Annotated in this window: 25 protein-coding genes; 3 read left to right on the top strand and 22 right to left on the bottom strand. The window is 42.6% G+C overall.

The annotated features are described in order from the left end of the window. Positions 1–30: 30 nt before the first annotated feature. Positions 31–180, top strand: a complete 150-nt coding sequence (locus G4D54_01360) for a hypothetical protein (GenBank protein ID QJA01152.1) — start codon at positions 31–33, stop codon at positions 178–180. Between the two features lie 573 nt (positions 181–753). Here G4D54_01360 and atpC read toward each other — a convergent pair. The 11 genes from atpC to upp are packed head-to-tail and all read right to left on the bottom strand — an operon-like array spanning position 754 to position 8,202. After that, positions 754–1,146 carry an ATP synthase F1 subunit epsilon gene (gene atpC / locus G4D54_01355; protein QJA01151.1) on the bottom strand — a complete coding sequence of 131 codons (393 nt, stop codon included), beginning with the start codon at positions 1,144–1,146 and terminating at the stop codon, positions 754–756. Positions 1,147–1,148: 2 nt separating this feature from the next. Beyond that, entirely contained in the window at positions 1,149–2,549 is a 1,401-nt protein-coding gene (gene atpD / locus G4D54_01350) for a F0F1 ATP synthase subunit beta (GenBank protein ID QJA01150.1), read from the bottom strand. A gap of 11 nt (positions 2,550–2,560) precedes the next feature. After that, a complete protein-coding gene (gene atpG / locus G4D54_01345) occupies positions 2,561–3,400 on the bottom strand; it encodes an ATP synthase F1 subunit gamma (GenBank protein ID QJA01149.1) in 840 nt (279 codons plus the stop codon). Positions 3,401–3,403: 3 nt separating this feature from the next. Beyond that, positions 3,404–4,924: a F0F1 ATP synthase subunit alpha gene (locus G4D54_01340; GenBank protein QJA01148.1), complete on the bottom strand. Its 1,521-nt coding sequence runs from the start codon at positions 4,922–4,924 to the stop codon at positions 3,404–3,406. 12 nt (positions 4,925–4,936) lie between these two features. Beyond that, positions 4,937–5,488: an ATP synthase F1 subunit delta gene (atpH, locus tag G4D54_01335; GenBank protein QJA01147.1), complete on the bottom strand. Its 552-nt coding sequence runs from the start codon at positions 5,486–5,488 to the stop codon at positions 4,937–4,939. After that, the gene (gene atpF / locus G4D54_01330; GenBank protein QJA01146.1) at positions 5,476–5,994 is read right to left on the bottom strand and encodes a F0F1 ATP synthase subunit B; all 519 of its coding nucleotides are present in this window, start codon (positions 5,992–5,994) and stop codon (positions 5,476–5,478) included. The genes atpH and atpF overlap by 13 nt, the downstream gene beginning before the upstream one ends. Before the next feature lie 45 nt (positions 5,995–6,039). After that, positions 6,040–6,285 carry an ATP synthase F0 subunit C gene (atpE, locus tag G4D54_01325; GenBank protein QJA01145.1) on the bottom strand — a complete coding sequence of 82 codons (246 nt, stop codon included), beginning with the start codon at positions 6,283–6,285 and terminating at the stop codon, positions 6,040–6,042. A 28-nt stretch (positions 6,286–6,313) separates the two neighbouring features. Beyond that, entirely contained in the window at positions 6,314–7,021 is a 708-nt protein-coding gene (gene atpB / locus G4D54_01320; GenBank protein ID QJA01144.1) for a F0F1 ATP synthase subunit A, read from the bottom strand. Next, positions 7,021–7,371, bottom strand: coding sequence for a hypothetical protein (locus tag G4D54_01315; protein QJA05135.1), 351 nt, complete (start codon positions 7,369–7,371; stop codon positions 7,021–7,023). Before G4D54_01315 ends, atpB begins: the two co-directional genes overlap by 1 nt. 16 nt (positions 7,372–7,387) lie before the next feature. Further along, on the bottom strand, positions 7,388–7,579 hold the full coding sequence (locus G4D54_01310) for an AtpZ/AtpI family protein (protein QJA01143.1): 192 nt from the start codon (positions 7,577–7,579) through the stop codon (positions 7,388–7,390). Between the two features lie 2 nt (positions 7,580–7,581). After that, positions 7,582–8,202 (bottom strand): uracil phosphoribosyltransferase, encoded by a 621-nt coding sequence (upp, locus tag G4D54_01305; protein ID QJA01142.1) that lies wholly within the window; start codon positions 8,200–8,202, stop codon positions 7,582–7,584. A 437-nt stretch (positions 8,203–8,639) separates the two neighbouring features. Between upp and G4D54_01300 the strand changes: the two genes are divergently transcribed. After that, positions 8,640–9,332, top strand: a complete 693-nt coding sequence (locus tag G4D54_01300) for a hypothetical protein (protein ID QJA01141.1) — start codon at positions 8,640–8,642, stop codon at positions 9,330–9,332. Positions 9,333–9,370: 38 nt separating this feature from the next. Here the strand turns inward: G4D54_01300 and G4D54_01295 are convergent, their stop codons facing one another. The 5 genes from G4D54_01295 to G4D54_01275 form a co-directional block, all read right to left on the bottom strand. Next, entirely contained in the window at positions 9,371–9,682 is a 312-nt protein-coding gene (locus G4D54_01295; GenBank protein QJA01140.1) for a hypothetical protein, read from the bottom strand. A gap of 72 nt (positions 9,683–9,754) precedes the next feature. Then, positions 9,755–10,432, bottom strand: a complete 678-nt coding sequence (locus G4D54_01290) for a hypothetical protein (protein QJA01139.1) — start codon at positions 10,430–10,432, stop codon at positions 9,755–9,757. A 261-nt stretch (positions 10,433–10,693) separates the two neighbouring features. Then, positions 10,694–12,517 carry a leucine-rich repeat domain-containing protein gene (locus G4D54_01285; GenBank protein ID QJA01138.1) on the bottom strand — a complete coding sequence of 608 codons (1,824 nt, stop codon included), beginning with the start codon at positions 12,515–12,517 and terminating at the stop codon, positions 10,694–10,696. Positions 12,518–12,822: 305 nt separating this feature from the next. Next, positions 12,823–14,151 (bottom strand): GHKL domain-containing protein, encoded by a 1,329-nt coding sequence (locus G4D54_01280; protein QJA01137.1) that lies wholly within the window; start codon positions 14,149–14,151, stop codon positions 12,823–12,825. 2 nt (positions 14,152–14,153) lie between these two features. Beyond that, positions 14,154–14,870 carry a response regulator transcription factor gene (locus G4D54_01275; GenBank protein QJA01136.1) on the bottom strand — a complete coding sequence of 239 codons (717 nt, stop codon included), beginning with the start codon at positions 14,868–14,870 and terminating at the stop codon, positions 14,154–14,156. Positions 14,871–15,057: 187 nt separating this feature from the next. Between G4D54_01275 and G4D54_01270 the strand changes: the two genes are divergently transcribed. Beyond that, positions 15,058–16,806 (top strand): carbohydrate-binding domain-containing protein, encoded by a 1,749-nt coding sequence (locus tag G4D54_01270; GenBank protein QJA01135.1) that lies wholly within the window; start codon positions 15,058–15,060, stop codon positions 16,804–16,806. A 447-nt stretch (positions 16,807–17,253) separates the two neighbouring features. On the opposite strand, the gene G4D54_01265 is transcribed toward G4D54_01270, so the two are convergent. The 6 genes from G4D54_01265 to G4D54_01240 form a co-directional block, all read right to left on the bottom strand. Beyond that, complete coding sequence (locus G4D54_01265; protein ID QJA01134.1) at positions 17,254–17,937, bottom strand: HAD family hydrolase; 684 nt, start codon at positions 17,935–17,937, stop codon at positions 17,254–17,256. A 376-nt stretch (positions 17,938–18,313) separates the two neighbouring features. Beyond that, positions 18,314–19,417, bottom strand: a complete 1,104-nt coding sequence (locus tag G4D54_01260) for a transposase (GenBank protein QJA01133.1) — start codon at positions 19,415–19,417, stop codon at positions 18,314–18,316. After that, the gene (tnpA, locus tag G4D54_01255) at positions 19,389–19,817 is read right to left on the bottom strand and encodes an IS200/IS605 family transposase (GenBank protein ID QJA01132.1); all 429 of its coding nucleotides are present in this window, start codon (positions 19,815–19,817) and stop codon (positions 19,389–19,391) included. Before tnpA ends, G4D54_01260 begins: the two co-directional genes overlap by 29 nt. A gap of 279 nt (positions 19,818–20,096) precedes the next feature. Next, a complete protein-coding gene (locus G4D54_01250) occupies positions 20,097–21,371 on the bottom strand; it encodes a class II D-tagatose-bisphosphate aldolase, non-catalytic subunit (GenBank protein QJA01131.1) in 1,275 nt (424 codons plus the stop codon). A gap of 38 nt (positions 21,372–21,409) precedes the next feature. Further along, positions 21,410–21,862, bottom strand: coding sequence for a hypothetical protein (locus tag G4D54_01245; protein QJA01130.1), 453 nt, complete (start codon positions 21,860–21,862; stop codon positions 21,410–21,412). 5 nt (positions 21,863–21,867) lie between these two features. Further along, complete coding sequence (locus G4D54_01240; protein ID QJA01129.1) at positions 21,868–22,956, bottom strand: PTS fructose transporter subunit IIC; 1,089 nt, start codon at positions 22,954–22,956, stop codon at positions 21,868–21,870. Between the last annotated feature and the right edge of the window lie 13 nt (positions 22,957–22,969).

The following is a 22,969-nucleotide window of genomic DNA, read 5'->3' as shown; positions in this document are numbered from 1 at the left end:
GATGCAGGCAGCATTTTGAGGAGAACGAATATGAATGGAAAAATCTACTTAATCGAATATACGGTTATTGTGTTGATCATGATGGTTTTCAACCGGTCAGCTGCATTGGAAAATATGCTCATCGCTTTTCTGATTGTCCTCATACAAATTGGCTTTGACAGGTTGAGAAGAAGGAAGTAAGCTTTTATAGTTATACAGTACTTCATCCATAACGAATACATATACATAGGGAAATTCAAATATCTGTTGTATTTCATAAATATTTGGATTCCCTTTTTCGTCTACATCCGCAAGCTAGAAAAAATCGTTTCTACACTACGAAGAATGTCAGGGAACAGTTAAAATCAATAGGCTGGAATATAGATACCCGTTTTAAGCTTAGGATATTGCTTATTGAACAGAGTGATATCCTTTTCAGTAAGACTGCTTTTCCCGGATATAAATACAGACTTCTACATTCCTTTCTTTTTTTGCGGGAGGATTCAGCAAACATACATCAACATAATGAACAATCAATGCTTTTATCAGCGCTTTGCATGATATCCACAAACCTGAACGCATCATAAATCTGCCCGTCAAAGAACTCACTGCATTCTTTACCATAGAGTCTTATACATTGCCTATAGCCATGGCATAAACTATAATTTTGCAGGTACGCTGAAAAGTAAACAAATCATGAATTTTTATAATATATATTCAATTGCTTCACTTCACAAAAAAGAGATACCAGATGATTCTGATATCCCTATAATTTTAACCACCGTAAACCTTGATACGGTTAATTGCTTTTGCCAATGCGACCTCAGCACGTTTCATGCTGGTGCGGTTATCCATTTTCTTCAAACGCTCTTCAGCACGTTGTTTTGCACGTCTGGCACGCTCGATATCAATTTCCTCACGGCCTTCAATCGCATCTGCAAGGATACGCATCTCATTGTCCGCAAACTGAAGCAGTCCGCCAGCAATTGCATAATCCTTATATTCACTGCCTTCCATAAGAGAACATTTGCATGTTGTCAGCATTGCAACGATTGGCATGTGGTTGGGAAGAATTGTCGTTTCTCCTTCCACCGTCCGTACATGCACGCCGCCGACTTCGCCTTCCTTATAAAGACCCAGCGGCGTAATGATCTTGATTTTGATCATACTCAGTTTTCCAGCGCCTTGGCTTTCTCGACAACCTCTTCAATCGTTGATGCGAACATGAAGGCCTGTTCCGGAAGATCATCGTATTTACCATCCAGCAGTTCCTTGAAGCTGCGTACCGTATCCTCACGGGATACATAGCAGCCCTTGATTCCGGAGAACACCTCCGCAACATGGAATGGCTGTGACAGGAAGTTACGGACACGGCGGGCACGGTTGACAATAATCTTGTCTTCCTCACTCAGCTCGTCCATACCCAGAATGGCAATGATGTCCTGCAGCTCCTTATAGCGCTGTAAAATAGTTTGTACTCCGCGGGCAACTTCATAATGCTCTTCACCAACAACAAGCGGATCCAATATACGGGAGCTGGATTCCAGCGGATCAACAGCCGGATAAATTCCCAGTGCCGCAATATCACGGTCCAGAACTGTTTTCGCATCCAGATGGGTAAATGCGGTAGCCGGAGCCGGGTCTGTCAAGTCATCCGCAGGTACATAAATTGCCTGAACAGAGGTAATGGAACCATCCTTCGTGGATGTAATGCGCTCCTGCAGCTGTCCCATTTCTGTCGCAAGTGTCGGCTGATAGCCTACTGCACTTGGCATACGTCCCAGCAGGGCACTTACTTCACTTCCCGCCTGGGTAAAACGGAAAATATTATCAATAAACAGCAATACATCCTGATGGTCGTGATCACGGAAATATTCCGCCATCGTCAGCCCGGTCAGACCGACACGCATTCTGGCACCCGGTGATTCATTCATCTGTCCGTAAACCAGTACGGTCTTATCAAGGACACCGCTGTCCTTCATTTCATGATACATGTCGTTTCCTTCACGGGTTCTCTCCCCTACACCGGTAACGACGGACATTCCACCATGTTCCTTGGCGATATTATGAATCAGCTCCTGAATCAGTACGGTTTTACCTACTCCCGCACCACCAAACAAACCAATCTTACCACCCTTGGAATATGGACATAACAGGTCAATGACCTTAATTCCTGTTTCCAGCATTTCTGCGGATGTCTGCTGCTCCTCAAAGCCCGGTGCCTGTCTGTGGATCGGCAGTGTGTTATCCGTTCCTACAGGTCCCAGACCATCAATTTCACGTCCGAGGACATTGAACATTCTTCCCAGAATTTCTTTTCCCACCGGTACACGGATTGCGGATCCTGTATCAATGGCTTCCATTCCACGAACCAGACCATCTGTACCGCCCATAGCGATACAGCGGACACGTTCATCACCGATATGCTGAGCAACTTCGACAATCAGAGATTCACTGTCTTTCAGAGGAATTTCAATAGCGGTCAATAGCTGCGGCAAATCTCCGTTCTCAAATGCAACATCGACTACCGGGCCAATGACCTGTACGATTTTTCCTGTATTCTTACTCATGGCTGCTCCTTTCATTCCATAGCGTTGACACCACCGACAATTTCCGTTATTTCCTGGGTAATTGCGGCCTGTCGCGCCTGGTTGAATTGTAATTCGAGAGTTTCCTTCAACTCCTCTGCATTATCCGTTGCACTTTCCATTGCCATACGTCTGCTTGCCTGTTCACTCGTTTTCGTTTCCAGGAAATAGCTGTACAGCAGGGAACGCACGTACATCGGTACCAGGGTATCCAGAATACGGTCACCCGCAGGTTCAAAGATGGTTTCTGCAGTCGTTGCTTTCTCTCGTTCCTCCTTTTCCACCGGAAGCAGCGTAATCAGCTTCGGTTCAAAGGTTACAGAATTAACAAAGTGTGTATATAAAATACGTATTTCCGATATTTCCTGTTTGCGGTACAGTTCCAATGCATGATCAGCTACACCGACCAGCTCACTGTAACAGTCCTCTTCCAGATCCGTTTCACTCTGCACAACATGAAAATCCTTATTGTGAATCCAGTTGGCTCCACGAGCTCCGATGATGACAAAGTCACCCTCATTGCCGATTTCATGCTGCAGCATACGGAAGATGTTGGCATTATAGCCGCCACACAGCCCCATGTCACTTGTAAAGACGATGGTATACGGTTTTCCTTCCTGCTTCTGCAGATACGGATGTCTGGAATGCTCGATGGAAGACAGAATTTCCTGCACGGTTTCTTTCAGATAGTGTGCATATTCCCTGTTTTCTTCCATGTACTGTTTCTGTTTCTTCAGCTTACTGGTGGCTACCAGCTGCATCGCCTTCGTAATCTTTTTGGTAGATTCTACAGAGCGGATGCGCGCCTTGATCTCCAGTTTACCTGCTGCCATACATTATCCTTCTATCATATTCTTGAATTCAGTCTCAAACGCCTGTAATGCTGCCTTGATTTTCGCACTCAATGCATCATCCAGCGCCTGCTTCTCTTCGATTTCCGTTAAGATGTCCGCATGGTTTCGCTCCATGTACTTCAGCATTTCTTTTTCATACAGCTGAACATCCTCCACCTTAACCGGCTTCAGAAATTTGTTTTTTGCCGCAAACAGTGATAACACCTGATGGGTTACCGGAAGCGGATCATACTGATTCTGAATCAGCAGCTTCGTCAAACGCTCACCGTGGGCAAGTGTTTCTGTTGTAGCCGCATCCAGATCACTTCCGAATTTCGCAAAGGCCTGCATCTCACGGAACTGCGCAAGCTCCAGCTTCAGGGAACCGCTCACCTGCTTCATTGCCTTGATCTGCGCCGCACTACCTACACGGGAAACGGACAGACCGCTGTCAACGGCAGGACGTACACCACTGTTGAACAGCTCCGTCTGCAGGAAGATCTGTCCATCGGTGATGGAAATAACATTTGTCGGAATATAGGCGGAAATATCTCCAGCCTGTGTTTCAATAATTGGCAGAGCTGTCAGACTTCCTGCGCCAAGCTCATCATTCAGCTTTGCCGCACGCTCCAGCAGACGGGAATGCAGATAGAAGACATCTCCCGGATATGCCTCACGCCCAGGCGGACGCTTCAGCAGCAGGGACATGGTACGATAGGCAACCGCATGCTTACTCAAATCGTCATAAACGATCAGCACATCATCACCGTTTTCCATCCATTCCTCGCCGATTGCACAACCTGCATACGGCGCAATATATTGCAACGGAGCCGGTTCACTTGCGGTGGAGGATACAATGGTCGTATACTCCATGGCACCGTGGGAACGCAGCTTTTCTACGATTTGTGCTACCGTACTGGCCTTCTGACCAATGGCAACATAGATGCATTTTACATTGTTATTCTTCTGATTGATAATCGTATCAATGGCAATCGCCGTTTTTCCGGTCTGGCGATCTCCGATGATCAGCTCACGCTGACCGCGACCGATTGGAATCATGGAATCAATGATTTTCAAGCCGGTCTGAATCGGCTGATGTACACTTTTTCTTGTCATAACACCGGGTGCCACACGCTCTACCGGACGGAACTTATCACTTTTAATCGGTTCTCCTCCGTCAATTGCCTGTCCAAGTGCATTGACAACACGTCCCAGCATACCGTCACCAACGGGAACCTCTACGATACGACCGGTACGTTTTACTTCATCGCCTTCACGGATGTTGGAGTCATCCCCCATCAAAACAGCACCAACGTGCTCTTCCTCCAGGTTCAGTACCATTCCATAAATATCTCCGGGAAAACGAAGCAGCTCACCGGCCATCGCATTCTGTAAACCGTAAATCAGCGCGATACCGTCACCAACGGTGATAATCGTACCAGTTTCATCGATTTCCAGATCCTCATCATATCTGCGAATCTGATCCTTGATCAGCTTACTTATCTCTTCTGGCTTTAAGCTCACTCGCACTCACCTCTAACTTTCCTGCACAGGCTCACTCTGTGCCAGCTGTTTCAGATTATCCATACGGCTTCTGGCGGTATTATCCAGAACCATATCATTGATCTTTATGCGCAGTCCCGCAAGCAGATCCGGATCCTCCTGTATGTGTAATTCCACAGTTTTCGAAAGCTTTTCCTCCAGCATAGATTTCAGACGCTTAATTTCCGCAGCATCCAGCTTCTTTGCTGTACGGACATGTGCCACTTCGATATTGTTTACCTTGTTATACTGCTTTACAAACTCTCTGGTAATATCGTGAAAACTCTGAAAACGGCTTTTATCGATCAATAGCTTCGCAAAATTCAAAACCATATGATCGACTTCACTGCCGAATACAGACGCAAGCGTCTGTTTCTTTTCTTCCTTGTGAATCTTGGGATGCGTCAGTACCCGCATGAAATCGGGATACGCCTTCAGCTGTTCATCCATCATGCATACATCTGCCTTGAATGTATCAAGCTTCTGCTCCTCCTGTGCAAGTGCAAACAGTGCATCACTGTAGCTTTTTGCTGCTATGCCTGCCATGACTCATCACCTGCATGCTCGATAAAATCATCCACGTACTGCTTATGTGTACTTTCATCCAGTTCTTTATTAACAATCTGTTTTGCGGCTTCAAATGCCACATCCACGATTGCATCCTTCATTTCTGCACGAGCCTGTACCTTTTCACGCTCGATATCCTTCCGTGCTTTTTCCTTCACCGCTTCGGCTTCACCTCTTGCGGCAGCCAGAATTTCACGTTTCTCCTGAACGGCATTGGCTTTGGCACTTTCCAGTATTTCATGAGCCTCGCCGCGGGCATTGGCCATCTGCTCTTCATACTGGCGCTTGTATTGTTCTCCTGCTTCCCTGCTTTGCATACCTGCATCAATATCTGCCTGAATGGCAGCCTTGCGTGCATCGAGATAGGCAAGCACCTTGTCCCAGAAGAAATGCTTTGCAATAGCGATGATGATCAGCGTTGATACACAGACCATGATCATATCCATTGGATTCAGCCGCAGATAGGCATTTATATCAAAATCCATACTATGCGAATACCTCCTTTCTTCATAGCTTCATGATGAATGACATTACCCTTTCATGAAGATTAGAATCAAGGCAACAATCAATGCATAGATACCGGTTGTTTCCGCCAAAGCGATACCAAGTACCATGATGGAACGAATCTTACCTGCAGCATCCGGATTGCGTCCAACACTTTCCGCACCCTTGCTGGCAGCGATACCCTGTCCGATACCAGGACCTAGTCCGGCGATCATTGCAATACCTGCACCTAACAGTGCCATACCCTGTACAAAATATTCATTGAATTCCATAATTTTTTCCTCCTGTTAACATCATTTGTTATTCTTCCGGGGCAACCTGTTCACTAAGGAAGAAGCTTGCCAGCGTGAAGAAGATATAGGTCTGTATCAGACCTGAGAACACATCAAAATACGCATGCAGAAACGGTGTCGCAATGTAGCCGAGTACTCCGAACGGGAGAAAGCTTCGCATCATTGTATACACCAGCAGCATAATAATGGAGCCTGCCAGTATGTTTCCAAACAAACGCATGGAAAGCGAAATCGGAAGTGCCAGCTCACCAATGACATTCAACGGCGTAAGCAGCCACATCGGCTCCGTCAGCTCCTTCAGACGTGCGCCAAGCCCGCCTTTTTTGATACCGTTATACTGAATGGTCAGAAACATCATCAGTGCAAGGGTAACATTAAAGCTTAGATTGGATGTCGGTGGCTGCAGTCCGAGAAGTCCCAAAAGATTGCTGACGGCCATCATCATGGTCAGTGTACCCAGAAACGACAGATAATGCTTCGTTTCATGCTTCAGGTTATCTCCGATAATATTGGTACACAGCCCGGTAATCATTTCTGTAATCAGAAGTATTCCTGACGGCGCCTTTCGAACATCGGCCTTTTCAAACTTTTTGCCGGCCCAGATAAAGAATATGGAAAACAGCACACAGAGAATCAGCCAGTTGATAATCGACTGCTGAAATTCGATGTTGTGTCCAAACAGTGTCAAAACGATTCCGTCAAACTTATCGTCCACTACTCATCCTCCTTTCTGTGTTTCCAGCTGTAAATCAGAATGCTGCACTTATGAAGCAGCATTCCCACCAGCAGAGCCGCAATATGCGCCCCTGCAATGGCGCTTAAGGCAAAGATAACGGCATACAGCATATATCTTCGCGTATAGGAGCGAAATGCACGGGATTTGATATCCGCCAGTTCCCCGTCAATGTGCCCAACCATGTTCTGGATCATGTTGAAGCCCATAATACCGGTTAAGGAGCCGATCAGAATACCCATAACGCCCTGCTTCCAGGCTCCGGGAAACAGGATGATGCAGACCACACAGCCTGCCGCACAGAGCAGCAGGGTAAGTATACGGATCTCCATTCCCATTTTCCTTGTTTCATTCATGATCATCACCCAGCTTTCGAATCATCAGATACAAACTGGAGATGATGGCGTAGGCTAACAGAATCAGAAGACACCATGGCGAGGTATGAAATACATCATCCAGCCAGGCACCGATCCATACCGCTGCCCCACAGGCAAGTACCATGGTAAACATCAGCCGCATAGCCTGATACGCTTCCTTCATGACTACTTCGTACCGAAAATACGGTCTCCTGCATCTCCAAGTCCGGGTACGATATACCCTTTTTCATTCAGTTTTTCATCCAGTGCCGCAAGATAGATATCCACTTCCGGATGTGCTTCTTCTACAGCTCTGACTCCTTCCGGAGCCCCAACAAGACAAACAAGGCGTATATTTTTCGCCCCCTGCTTCTTCACCATGTCAATGGCCGCGATTGCGCTCCCTCCGGTTGCCAGCATCGGATCGACAATCATGACGATGGCATCCTTTACTTCCTTCGGATACTTTTCAAAATATGTATGAGGCTCCAGTGTTTCTTCGTCACGATACAGCCCCACATGTGCAATCTTAACGGTAGGGATCAAATCACAGATTCCATTCACCATTCCAAGACCTGCACGAAGAATCGGCACCAGTACGATTTCCTTCGCAAGCTCATAGGTTGTGGTCTTTGCGACAGGCGTTTCAATTTCGACTGGCTGAAGCGGGAAATCTCTGGAAATTTCGTAAGCCATCAGGCCTGCGATTTCGTCCAGATTCTGACGGAAATCCTTTGTTCCGGTTTCCTTCTTACGCATCTGTGTCAGCTTATGCGTAATCAATGGATGTTGTAAGACTTTCAGCATAATAATCTCCTTACATAATCAATACGGATATAGCGTACCATAATCCGTTCCAACAGTAGACAGACAATTCAAATGAATTGTATAAATTCTGGCCACGTTGCTTTTATTATACCATGAACACCCTGCTTTTTCCCCCTTTTGTGCATTTTTTCACCACCTTTTTCAAGTGCTTTCCTATATATTATGTATGTCCTGAAAATGTTTATTCTTTGCATTTTTTCAATCCCTGAATCCATAAGCATCATGTAAAAATTCTAAGCGGTTTTAAATCTTTGAATTTAAGGAACAGGTTTGTTCGATTCCAGTGACATTAACTCCGTTTAAAAGACATCTCCTCTTTACAAATCAGATTATTAAATATATGATTTTAAGGACAGGCGCATATTCGAACGTAATTTAACTATTTAGTCATAATATATCTACCAAAGGAGAATACCATGAAAAGAATATTTATTTCTATAAGCTTTATATTGTTGAGTGGATGCTCAATGAAAGCTGAAAACGCTCCGAAACCTTCAATCATTGAATATCCTACCTCCACCTTTATCTCTGATGAAATACGAAAGAATAGTGAGCTGAATGAGCTTATGCGCTGCACTTTATCCCGCGATGAAAAAGACTTAAAAAAAGCAGCTACCGATATTGCAATTATAAAAGTCATTAGCATTGATTATTCAGATATGAACTTTTTTGATGCTGCACCGACTACATATGGAAAATTCCTTGTTGATAAGACAGTACATGGGACTATAAAAGAAAATAACATTTACACGTATGCAAAGGAAGGTGGTTTTATTCCCATCAATGAATATGAGCAGATAAGAAATCCTGAATTTTATAATGAAACAACACAGGAATACCGTAAAAAAAGAGAGAATCGCTATTATAATGCGACATTTGAACCTACTATGGAAATAGAGGCAGGAAAATGCTATCTCGCCCTAATGAAACACTATAAGGATAAGAATTTATATGCTTTTCTTGATATGGGAGACGGTTTAAGAGAGATTGATTTACCTGCTCAGAATAAAGTAAAGCACGAAGCTTACGATTTAAACAAATTAAACGTCCGTAATAACGTCACTGGTGAGATGGAGTCTCTGAAATCAGTAATAGAAAAATTAAAATAAACGATACGGATGGAGAGCTACAGTAAATGCATGCATACCTAAAAAAACTGCTGTTTTTTGAAAGAGATAATCAAAATGTTTTTCAGAATAGATAAGAAGTCAGCTGCTCGCTTTTGAGCAGCTGCATGATGGCTATGATTATATCCGTCTGCACAATCAAATTCGAACTGTTTATGACGGGATGCTGCGAATTCATACAAAGTATCTTCTCTTGTAATACCATCACTACCATAAAACCAGTCATCACGATGACTGGTTTTATATTCTGCATAGATTATCAGTTCATGAAAGCACCTAATAAAATGCATTACGCCATATATAGCAAGGATGGCAATTAACATTCCTGTCAACGGCATCGCACCCCAAAAGAAATCTGCATAAATGGCAGCCTGTTAAGAAAAGGGCCAAAAAAAATCAAACCATCAGTACAAAAAGAAATAAATTCCGATCCAGTGCAAAAGTGCTCCGGAAAGTACAAACAGATGCCATAAAAAGTGCGCACCCTTGTGGTGCTTGGAAAACGGAATCATTCCGAGTGTATAGACCACTCCTCCCATTAGTATCATACAAAGCAGCGGCTGATTATGCTGATACATATCCCCAAGAAAAAACACACCGCTCCATCCTATCACAAAATATAATGTATAATGCAGTGCCGGCCATTTTCCGGGTCCATATACCAGAATCATAATAATCCCAACCAGTGCCAGGAGCCATTGTATCGCAAACAGAAGCAGAGCCAGTGAACTGTTCGCAAACACAAGACAGATTGGGGCAAACGTTCCATTGATCAGAAAATATATGGAAGTGTAATCAAATCTGCGCCATAGCCTTTTTACCTTGGAATCACTTTTAAACGCATGATACAGACAGCTCATCAGCATCAGAAGAAACATACTGCCGCCGAAAATGAGTGCAGCCGCTATCTTTGCATTACTGTCTGCTTTCAGCAGCAGTAATATCATTCCAATCAGAGCCGCGACAGCTCCTGCACCATGACTGATGGCATTGCCAATTTCTTCAAGAATACTTAAATGCGGTGGAGTATTCCTTTCTTTGAGCAGTTGCTTTTTCTGTTCCTTCGTCATTTTTTCTTTCACGCAATCACCTTTTTTATTCATATGAAAAATACATAAGAAGATTCCCTGCCTATATAACAATAGATATAAGCAGGTATTTTCCCTTTTTTCCATTCGTCTATATTATAGCACGTTCTTACACACTTGTTCGGTATCACGCGGGATAGAAATTATTCTAATTCTCCTGAAAAGCTGTCAACATAACATTCATATGAATAACGGTATAGCTTTTCATTCATCTGTGGCTGGAAGAATTTTCATCATTAAAAAAAACTGTTATCTTTATTTTTTTCTACTGTGAGTTCGTTTTAAATGAATATATCCAATAAGCCCGACAGAAGCGAACAGAAATCCCATCCATATAGCCAGATTGTTATTATCTCCTGTTTTTGGATACTCACCTACACTTTCCGGTTTTTCTATCTTAGTTGTATCCTGCTTTATTACAGCTGATTTTACTGTGAGTAGCCCATTTTTATATTCTTTAATCTCATAATTTTTACCCGCTGTATCATTTAAAACTGCTTCTCTGCTAAAAGTAATATCAAAATTTCCTAATGTATTTCCATTCGTCCTACATTCTGCAACAGCAATGCTGTCCAAAGCTGCATTATTCTCATTATCATTATTTATAAAGCCCTCATAGTTTACAGTAAATTCCGGAAGCTTATTATTGACTGTCATAATCTGATTATCAGCTTTCACCGTCACAGTTTTCTTTGCAATAACAAATTTCAGTCGTGTAGTCCCTGTATACTGAAGACTTTTATCTGATGCAGATATAGTTAATATATAACTACCTGCATCTTTGGGAGCTTTTTCAGATGAATAGACGCCATCTTCACTCTCATATAAGAACGTAAGCTGCACATCATTCATAACATTATGACTACTGTTTTTCACAACCGGATTTCCAGTATAAGAATATGGTTTTCCATTATAGACACCACCATACATACTGATTCCTTCTATGGTTAACGGCTTTACAGGAATGACTTCTAAAGTTAATACAGCATCAATAATAGTATAATGATCACTCTGAAATGAGATTGTAATATCTTGTGAGCCTCCCGATGATACTGCCTTCACCGGGCACAACAGGTTTTCTCCTTCCACCTTTGCTTCACCACTTAACACATTTCCAGCAGTGCCTCCTGTTTTAATTGTATATTCTATATTCCCAAATGTTTGGCCTGCAGGTATTTTAGGCAGCATGCCTGATAAGTTGAAAGTGTACAAATGTTCTTTCATTTCAGCGATATGAAATCGCATTGGCTCTGCATAGGATAATGTTTTTCCTTCATCTACAGTATAAACATTTTGATTTCTTCCGATAATTTCTACTTTGCTGTCAGATAGATTTGTAAATATCGCATCATCATCAACTGTTATAGAGGTGATACTTTTATGGTTCGGTATCAGAATTCCATTAATTTTACCAGCAGATTCGTAATCGAATTGTTGCAGAACTTTTAATATGACATCATTTAAGTTGCTGCAATCTAAGAATGCATTATTGCCTATCGCCTTAATATGATCTGTCAGCTCTATCTTTTTCAGATCTGCACAGGAGCTAAATGCCTTATCCTTTATCAAAGTAACACTCCCTGGGATAATGATTTCAGTTAGTGCAGTATCTGCGAAGCTCTCTGACCCTATTTCCCGAAGACCGTTTCCCAAATCTATACTTGTCAACCTGTTGCATCCCATAAAGGCCGCATCGCCTATGGTTGTGACACTGTCCGGTATTGATACTCGCAAAATTTCAGAATTATTTCTGAACGCATCTGGTTTTATAGAAGTTACCGTGTATTCTGTATTTGAAAAGTCATAAACCCTTTCCGGAATGTCCACTTCCCCTTTTAAGGATCTCCCACTATAAACCATGACCTCACTCGATTCATTTCTAACATAATATGTTATACCATCAGTATTGAATTGTTCACCTGGCAATAGTTGTTTAGTCTGTCCCTGGTGATTATACACTATTTGTTTTCCCTGTACCGCCTGGCTGTTGAAACCCATCAGAAGCACACAAACACCTATTGCAATACTATATGTCAACAAATTCTTCCTTGCCACTCTCACATTACTTCTAGATTTCATGATATTCATATCCTTTCCATACACATATTTTCCTTTATGTTTAATTCGTCAATATTATTTCAATAATACAATGTAAAGCAACCATCTTATCTTACAGAGTAAGTTAAATAAGAACAATAGCATGTTAGTAAAGCCAGAGTTTGCTTTATGCACCATTAACATATAATCTAAATTTCTAGTTTACTATAACACTTATGCGAGCTCGTTCATTTATCAGAATCATTCAAATACCAGCCCAGCACAAGATTCTATCATGCCTTATACATGTAAGTAATTCCTATAAGGTTGCTTAACAGTTATCCCCTCTATTCGGCCGAGATATACAGCACTACTGAGGCTGTAAAAGTATCATCTGTATACGTGAATTCCGCTAGACCGCCGTATTTCTCCGCAACCGCTCTGATACTGCGAATGCCGACGCCTTCTCTATCTATTCTTCCCTTTTTTGTAGAATAAAATTTATCTTCTTCAAAATGAATTTCTCCGACGTAGCCATTTTGCATGCGTATGAGTACCTTGTCCTTCTGTGTTTGTATCCACAAGCAGATAAAACGTTTTGCATCCGTACAGTCCAAGGCAGCAGTGATTGCATTTTCCCACAAATTCCCCAGTATGATAGCGATATCGCTGCCGGCAATGCCTGTATTCTGTGGAAACGCCACTGTAATTTCCAAGTGAATATCTGACTGCTCAGCCAGTGCAGCATACCTTCTGCACAAGGTATCTGCGACAAAATTCTCACAAAGTGATGGTTTAATAGCTTCTGCCATACTCTGCTCATAATCCGCAAGATATTCGAGCGCCTTCTGAATATCTTCATGCTCAAGCAATCCCCGCAATACCTGTACATGCTGGCGGCGGTCATGGCGAATATGCCGGATTTCCTCGGCATGGCTTTCCAGCTCTGAAATACGTGTATTCTCAATATTCAGCTGATAGGAGAGCTGCTTATGAAACTCTGCTTCCTGTACCGCCTTAGCAGCATTGATCACCGCCTGAATCATTTGGGAATATGTCATAAAAGCACAAAGAATTACGATAACTTTCATAAATAGTACAAACACATATTCATCAACCGGATACAGATTTATCTGAAATGCAGCTAAAAAATAGAAAAACAATGGAACGAGATATAGATGGTTACTTGATGTATGAATAAACCTCAGTTTCTGATAATAGCGACTTGTAATGTACGCACATCCGGATGTAATGAAGATATTGGGAATCCCGTAACCGGCGATATCCATCCATGTGTATTCACCCTGCAGGAGTTCAGGAGAAATAACATGATAAATCAGCAGCGTCGTGCTTCTGCTTAGCAGCAATACATTCATGGATAAAAAGAGAAGGAACAGTACCCGATCTCGCGGTTCCTCTGTTGCGTAAGATATGGCAGCATATGCAATCAACAGCCATACCATACCTGTCAGAGTTGTATAATCAAACGGGAGAAGATAACTGATCGTATTGGAAAAAGCCGTATCAAGGATACTTATCATCGATACAATAACAGCCGCCCCAAGCATGGTATTACTTCTGCCTGTTTTCAAATGATCCTGCAACACATATAGAACAAATCCTGCAGTCATGGAAACCTCAATGAAGGTTACGATTAACTCCCATACAACGTGCACACTCACTTCACCTCCACTTTATCAAATACATAGGACAGATAATGCGTTCTGATTTCTCTGCGATTGTCTCTTGAAATCGGTATCAGTTGTTTATTTGTCATAAGAAATCCCTGATCATTTAAACGTAAAACATGATCCATATTGATAATATAATAACGATAACATCTTAAAAACGGATCTCCACCCAGACGTTCCTCTATAAGAGACAGTGATTCACGATTGACGATATTGTGACGGGTGGTATGCAGGATCGTTTTCCTTCCTGAAACTTCTATAAAACAAATCGTATCCAATGGCACATCTAAGAACATGGCTCCATTGCTTACCCGAATCGTTTTCACATCCCTGCCTGCATGCTTTCTCACTCTGTGAATTGCTTCTAAAAAGTTTTCCCATGTCACCGGTTTATTCAGATAATGCAGTGCTTCCACCTCATACCCCTGTGCATAATGCTCCTGGCTTGTCGTAGTGAACACAATTGCTCCGTCAAATCCCTTATTCCTTAATATATGCGCGGCATCCATACCACTGGCACCTTCCATATAAATATCAAGAAAAATAAGATCTGATGCTCTGGCCTGCTGACTCTGCAGCAGTTCACCGGCATTCGCAAACTGCAGAATATCCATTGGCATTTTATATTCATCTTTATATCGTTTACAATAGCTTACCAGCACGTCACGATCAGCCTGCAGATCATCACAGACAGCTACAATCATATCGTTTCTCCTCCCAAAAGAAAGATTCTTCTTCCTTCAAATTATAGCACGTATTTTACCTGCTTTCTTCCGGCTTATGCATGGATTTTACGGCTCATGCACATTTTATAGTATTATGATGAAGTTTTTGAAATAATGAAGCTGTAAAACATCGGATAATACATAAACATAAAGGGAGGAAGCCGTGATGTATAAAAAAATTCGAATTGTTCTAATTCTTATCTTCATTTCCATATGGACATGTCCGGCCGGTATGCATACTGTTATTGTGAGAGCTGCGACTGTACGGACACAGAAACTTGATTTGTCAAAGGCAGCGGATTCCGCTCAAAATGCCACAGAAGGCTGGCAGTGGATAAAAAATTCAGATGGCTCCTATACGCTTATTTTGCAGGATTTCACATTGGATACCACAGATACTAACGGTATCATACTGCCTAGAGATAAGGATGTATCCATCATCCTGAAGGGCCGTAATACCATCACCTGTACCCAAACAGGCTTGGCAGAGAATTGGGTGATTCTTTTTCCCGGAGAGTACAAAACAAAAACAGTCGAAGGCGATGGAAGTCTTGAATTAAACGCCCCCTGCGGTTTAAATCTGGATAATCTGATTTTGAACAGTGGGTCCCTTGTCATTGATTCTGAAAACGCTTTTCTGGGAGGGCTTGTTACCAATGAGTCTTATATACAAAATGGTGGTGCCGTATCCGTTACTGTGACAGGGTCGGAAGGCCTGTATCTGATAGGTGAATTTCAGCTGCACGGCGGTACCCTGGATATTAACGCACCGGATGGTATCGGTATTTTTACAGATGACGGCAGTGCTGTATATAATGCAATCACCATTGACGGGGGCGCCTTGTCCATTCAGGCAGACCGCGGCCTGTATCGAAACCGCAGAGAACAGGTGGATGCGGATATCACGATGTCTAATGCTGATATCTCAATACACTCAACAAGGACAGCAATATCCAATATACTGGGGAATATCATCATACATGATCTTACCTCATGGGATGTAAAGGCTCCCCAGCTATACGGAGGAAACGTAACTTTGCAGGTGCAGCCGGCTGATTACATAAGACTGCATGCATTACTGAAACAGGTAAACGATCTGAATGAAGCACTCTATATGTCCAATGGATGGAACGCCCTGCAGGAGAGTATGAAGGCTGTTAAGATGGATAAACACTTTTACGAGCAGGACGAAGTAGATGCTATGTATACGGATATTAAAGCAAAAATAGATGCACTGGTTTATCTTTCTGCGGATTATACGGGAATACACGATGCTCTGCAGAAAGTACCGGCACAGATAGAGTGCTATACAGATGCGTCCAGACAGAAGCTGTATGATCTCATACTGAATATTCCATGGGATAAAAATATCACAGAGCAAAAGATACTGGATACCTATGCAAAATCGCTGGTAGATGCAATCAATCAGCTGGAATTAAAGCCGCAGCCAGCACCCGTCATTCCTGCATTAATCGTACAGGGTGCCAATCAGAGTATACGGCAAGGGGAACAGGCTTCATTTACAGCCAATACCGCTTATGAGGAATTCATTGCACTGGAAATAGACGAAAATATCATTTCACCAAATCAATACACGGTTAAGGAAGGCAGTACCGTAATCACTCTGTTACCGGATTGCACGAAGCAGCTGCAGCCGGGTATGCACACCCTACGAATCATTTCTTCAACCGGTATTGCGGAATGCAGCTTCACAATAATTACGGCAGCTGAGAAAGATCAGGAGCAGCCGGTTTCCCCTTCAAGTGATGCTAAGGAAATCAAGAAAGAAAAATCTAAAGCTCCGTTTACCGGGAATACGACATACATAGAGTTATGGTATCTGTTGTCCACGGTCACACTGACAGGTATGGGATGTCTGCTCTTAAGAAGAAAAAATCAAAAAGATAAAATGTAACAGATAGCTCTAAACAAATAGAAAAGTCAATGACTGTATGCAGAGGTTCTTACTCGATTGTGGGTAAATAAAAACAGGGAGAAATCAACACTATCGTAACTATCAATAGAAGTTGATTTCTCCCTGTTTGCAAACACCCTAATGTAAGAAAGAACCTATGCTGAGCATTGACTTTTTTCATATAAAAGCAAGGTACTGCCTGTTTGCGATAAATGAATATGTGAAATCATATGCTATCAGACACCATTATATAAATATTCATATGCACCTCTTTTTCTTTTAAAAAATACTGTCTGCCGGTGTACCTTCATACAAATGGAAAACCCTTTGTACCCCACATGATATATGAGACATTCTAGTTCAGCCGCAAGTGAAAAGCCGCTGTTTCAGATTCATGCCATCGCGGTTACTTCGTATGAAATCAACTGAAGTACAAGCGGCATGACTTCAAATAAGCTGCCTGATCAGCTGCAGAAGTTCTCCGTCATTCTGTACGATATAATCTGCCAAACCGCTTTTATCCGGCAGTCCGTACTTATTCAGCCAGATAACATCCCATCCGGCCCCTTTCGCCCCGATGATGTCATTTTCATAGGAATCTCCAACATACAGAGCGCTTTGATCCACCATATGAAAGATGCGTGAATCCGGCTTTGAAATACCAACTGCAGATGAAATAAGGATATCCTTTTCCTCAATCCAGCTTTGCAGACCCAGACTCTTTATTTTTCTTCGCTGGTGTTCTTCCGGCCCGTTGGTGATCATACTGATTTTCACACCTTTGCTGCTTACATATGCAAGCAGCTGTACAGTGTCTTTGCTTAATGAAATCGCATACTGTCCCTGCTGATAATTCAATTGAAAGCATTCTGCTTCCTTATCACTTATCGAAATACCATAATCTGCCATTGCTAGCTGTATCCGTTTTATATGCATGGTCTGAAAGGAAATTTCCTTTCTCTGATGCAGGAAAAACAGTTCATTGCTGTGCATGCGAAAGCTTGCATAGATTTCCCGCAGCAACTCCTCTTGCACAGGCTTTACCGAAAGCAGAGCCTGTTTAAAGGGCGTGATCTGTTCATACAATGTATCATCCAGATCGAAGCATATATGTGTTATCTGTTTTGTCATCGTCTTACCTCCTGCAGGCTTTCTGCACATACATTTTCTTTCACAGAGATTGTATCCAACAATCATACAGCAGTCAAGCGTGATTTATGCAGATATGCCATATTTATAAAAATCTGTTCTCTAACAGCAGGATCGGATTTTCTCCTTCTATTTTCTGTCGGCTGTTCGCCAGCCAATTACATAGACCAGGTTTTTCCAAGATCGATCCTGTTAAACCCTATGCGTAGTCTATCATATCCGCTTTACAAGTGACGTACTCTCACCACTTATGCTAAGACTAGCATAGAAGTGGGAGCTTCTTGTTCGATAGAACCAATGTCCTAAGCATAAGCAAGCTATCCCCGCTCGTCCAGCGGTTCTTTATATCTTTTATTTCCTAACTCATATGGAATCGTATGCCTTCATCACGTATATTCTTTGCTGCATTGATATCACGATTCTCTATATAACCACATTTCGGACATTGATAGGTTCTTTCATTTAACCCTATCTTATTCTTTGCTCCGCAGTGATTACATAGCTGACTGCTTGCATACCATTTATCGATCTTTATAAATCGTTTCCCTCCATCTTCTAACTTGTATTTTAAATAATTTCTCAAGATCCCAAAGCCATTATCCATAAGATTCTTTCCTAGCTTCAATGCCTGACTCATTGCCTTCATATCGATATCTTCTACAACAACCATATCCCAGGAATTGGCTATCTTCCTGCTTTCTTTATGTAGAAAATCTTTTCTTTGCTGTCCTATATGGGCATGTAGCCTGGCTATCTTTTTCCTTTGCTTCTTATAGTTATTACTTCCTTTGACCATCTTGGAAAGTTTGCGTTGTTCTCTTGCTAATCGATTCTCACTTGCACGATAAAAATGAGGATAGTCACATACATGACCTTCACTATCAACATATAGATGTTTTTGCGAATAATCAAGACCTAATACATGTACGACTTCTTTCCTTTCTACTTTGTTTTCATATTCAAACAGACATGTCGCAATATAACGATCCTGCTGTTTGCTTATCGTCACTGCTTTTAAGATCCCCTGTGGTATGCGATGCATACGGATCCTTACATTACCTGCCTTTGGTAAACGTAGATAGGTCGTTTGATTTTGTATCATACTAAATAATCTAATATTTCCATTGACCATATTCGTCGTGTAACTTTGTTTCGCCTGATGCTTTGATTTCCATTTCGGAAAGCCGATATCTGTTTCTTTGTAGAATTTTTTAAAAGCAGCTTCTAAATGAAGTTGAGCGTTTGCTAATGCCAAAGAATCTACTTCCTTGAGAAATGGATGATCCTTCTTATAGGATGCAGGGGTCGTTTGTTTCATCTTCTTAGTTTCTTCATAATATTTGATTTTGTCATCTAACATATGATTATATAAAAAACGAGTACAACCAAATGTTTTGATAAAGAGGATCTCTTGCTCCTTGTGTGGATAGATTCTAAACTGATACCCTTTTCTTGACACCATTCTTCTCACCTTGACTTTCGATATAAGCTTTGATGATGTCGGTGGTGACTCCTCCTGTACTGATCAAACAGAAGCTCTGACTCCAAAATGCTTCCCTCCAAAGTTTTTCACGAATTTCAGGAAACTCTTTTTTCAATAAACGTGAACTGGCACTCTTATATGCATTGATGAATTTTGTGAGACAAGAGTTAGGGTGAGCAGAGAACAGGATATGAATATGATCGACATCATGGTTCCATTCTTGAAGAGAGATGTTATAGGATCTGGCAATATGAAGAAAGATCTCTTTTGCACGACCACTAATGACATCATTGAACACACGACGCCGATATTTCGTTGTCATAATCAAATGATAATGGAGAGCAAACACCGAATGAGCATTACTGTCTAAATCAAGCATAAATACACCTCATTTTGCTATATCGACCGAAATCGTTTTCATACTCATATTATACCACAAAACGGCCTGATTTGCCATGCTTGTAAAGGGAAAGCCAAAGGTAATATGGCTGCATTCACGCCCGTAGGGTGTACAGAGTATGCCTGTAAGGTACACAGAGTGCGCCCATAGGGTATACAGAGTATCCCTCCATCTACTTATCGTCGTAGAGATGGGGGACTTCTGCCTGTTGTTTGTTAAAACAGAAGCCAGACCTTCCTTTCTGACTTCTGTATCATACTATTCTTTCATTGTCTTACGGATGCGGGTTGTGACACCCTTTAGATGATAGCATTCCGCATACTGCTGCAGCGGACGCTTGATATGATCAACAACAAACCGCTGTCCGTCAATGTGATGCTTCGCCAGATTTTCATACAGCACATTGAGCTCTTCAATGACATCTGCATCATGAAAAGCATAGTGGCCTGCGATATCCAGAATATCCAGTGACAGTGCTTTGTCCTGTAAGATATCCTCTACCTGCAGATTGCGCTGTTCGCCCATCATCCATTTTCTCCAGCGCTCTGTTTTGATTGCCTTAACCAGCAGAGTATTTCTCAAATCAGAGGTTTTTTCTATCAGACCCTCCTTTTTCAAAATATCCTCCACATCACACAGCTTCAAATATGCTCTTGTTTCCTCTGTACCATATTGCGGAGCGACATTGCTTGCGGTCACATTTGCAGGAATATGCTCCAGTAACGTCACATCATCTAGATAATCCGCATTATGCTCCTTCAATCCAACACCGTATTTCTTAGCCATAGCAGCAAGGTCATACGCATTGTGGAAATGATAGGTGCCCACCTGCTCGGTTTTTCTGGTCAGTGTTCCTGTCTGTCCAACGATAAAGGTCGGCATCGGCAGACCGTTTGCCTGCAGCTCCTTCTCCAGCTTTTCAATAAAATCATGATATTTTTCAGTGGATGTCAATCCGCCGTTAGTTTCCTCTGTACCTACCTCATAACCGATTTCCGGCAGTCCAAGACGTTTACGCTCTGCTTCACAGTAAGCAATCAGTGCAACCGTTCTCTGTAAAACCACATCCAGCGGAATCACCTTTCCGATTTCAAACGGATCCTTTGTCGGATCAATCATCAGAAGATCAAACCCGTTTTTTATATCCGCAAGATAGGACTGACGTGCCAGCTTCATAGCTTCTTCTTCACATAGATGGGCATTACGTTCATTATCTCTCTGCCATGGACCTCCATGATCTCGGCAGAGGTAGTAAAGACCGTCAAAGCCTACCTGATCCGCAATCTTACGGATATCCTCGCGAAAGCGCTTCTGATTCCAGCCATTGACATAGCCGCCCCCCAGCTCATCTGCATCAACCTGATTTCTGCTTGCGATAAACATGAGCGGAAAATCATAATCTCTTGCAATTTCAAAGCTTGCCTGTAACAGATTCGGTGACATCGGCCCAATGCCAAGAAGCGTTGCACTTTCCCCTGTATCCTGCAGTTTTAATAGTCCTTCTACGACTTTTTTTATTGGTAATTTATTCATATCGATCCTATCTTCCTTTCCCGCCTGCCGGCTATTTATTAAAATGACGCCAATCCTTTTCTTGTGACCATCCGGTAATACCAGAAAGCTGCTGACGGACACAAATGCTGTACGACTTTATTTAGAAAACACTGTACGGCTTGTTCTGCTTCCTTTTCATATAAAATCTGCAGCGGCTGTCCAAAATTCGTCTGAGCGCGCATGCTGAACACAGCTGTAAGATAGTCTGCATACAGCTTTATCTGATCTGTGTCATTCACCAGCATTACCTCATCCGCATAGACAAGTGCATGACAGTCCTGCGGCTCCATTTTCCTGAGCAGATATACGCTCGATTCCCTATAAATATCGCTGCTATCTTCCTTCCGCCTGTATTTATTCTCTGCATTCTCATCCCCGATGAAGGTGAACTGCCTGTGGGATTCCATGTTACGGGTTTCATACAATACAGCCCTTTTATAATCCATACCCAACACGACTGTGTGCAGCATACCAGCTATTTCACAGGCATACTGCCCTGATCAGCGGCTGTTCCAACCTTCTTTTTTTCCTTATCCTCAAGATTCGGTTTGAGAATCATGAGCAGGAGTGCAGTCACAATGACACCAATTGCCATATCCAGCGTATACAGCAGCGGCTTATTCGTCGCAGCAGCAACAATCATTCCGCCGTGAGGTACATAGCACTCAATGGCGTGCATCATTGCAAGACCTGCACCCACGGCACTGCCTCCCATAATTGCGGGAAGCACATGCTTGATATCCTTTACGGCAAATGGTATCGCTCCCTCAGTGATTCCGATCAATCCCATAAAGGCGCTGGTAACTCCCAGCTGTTTTTCAGCATTATCATATTTTCTACGTGAAATAAAGGTGGATAATGCCAATCCGAGCGGTGGGATTGCCACGGCAACACGGAATGCGCCGTTTGGTCCATACAGCCCCTCAGCCATAAGTGCCATTGTGAATGCTGATGCCGTCTTGTTAATGGGACCACCCATATCAAATGCTGTCATCAATCCGATTACAATTCCAAGCAGGATTGCGCTGCCCCCCTGCATACCGCTGAGCATCTCTGTCAAAGCCTTCATCAACGCCCCCAGAGGTCCAACCAGAATATATAGATACGCCAGAGCGCAAATCAACGCGGATATGATTGGAATAATCAGAACCGGCATAATGGACTTGATCGTCGGTCCCACCTTCCAGCTTTTGATCCATTTGCACACATAGCCAACCAGAATCCCCATAATCATCGCCCCCAGAAATCCTGTAGAAACATTGTTATCTCCAGCCGGATTGTTTGCGATATAACCGATAATCATACCGGGTGCCAGTGCAGGCTTTCCAGCCAGGGAGTATGCGATATACCCTGCCAGCATCGGAATCATCATCGCCATACCTGCAGAACCGATGGTATTGATATTCTGCATAAAGGAATTTGTTATCTTCATGCCGTCGCTGCCTGCCTCACCGGTTGCCAGCGCAAATGCAAGGAACACACCGCCGATGACAACAGCCGGAAGGAAATAGGATACTCCGGTATTAAACGCCTTAACTAAATCTTTTCCTATAGTTTTAAACATAAGCTCTCCTCAC

The organism is [Clostridium] innocuum, assembly GCA_012317185.1.
Lineage (GTDB): Bacteria > Bacillota_I > Bacilli_A > Erysipelotrichales > Erysipelotrichaceae > Clostridium_AQ > Clostridium_AQ innocuum.
Note: the sequence above shows the minus strand (reverse complement) of the source record. Positions and strands in the feature narration are given on the sequence as shown.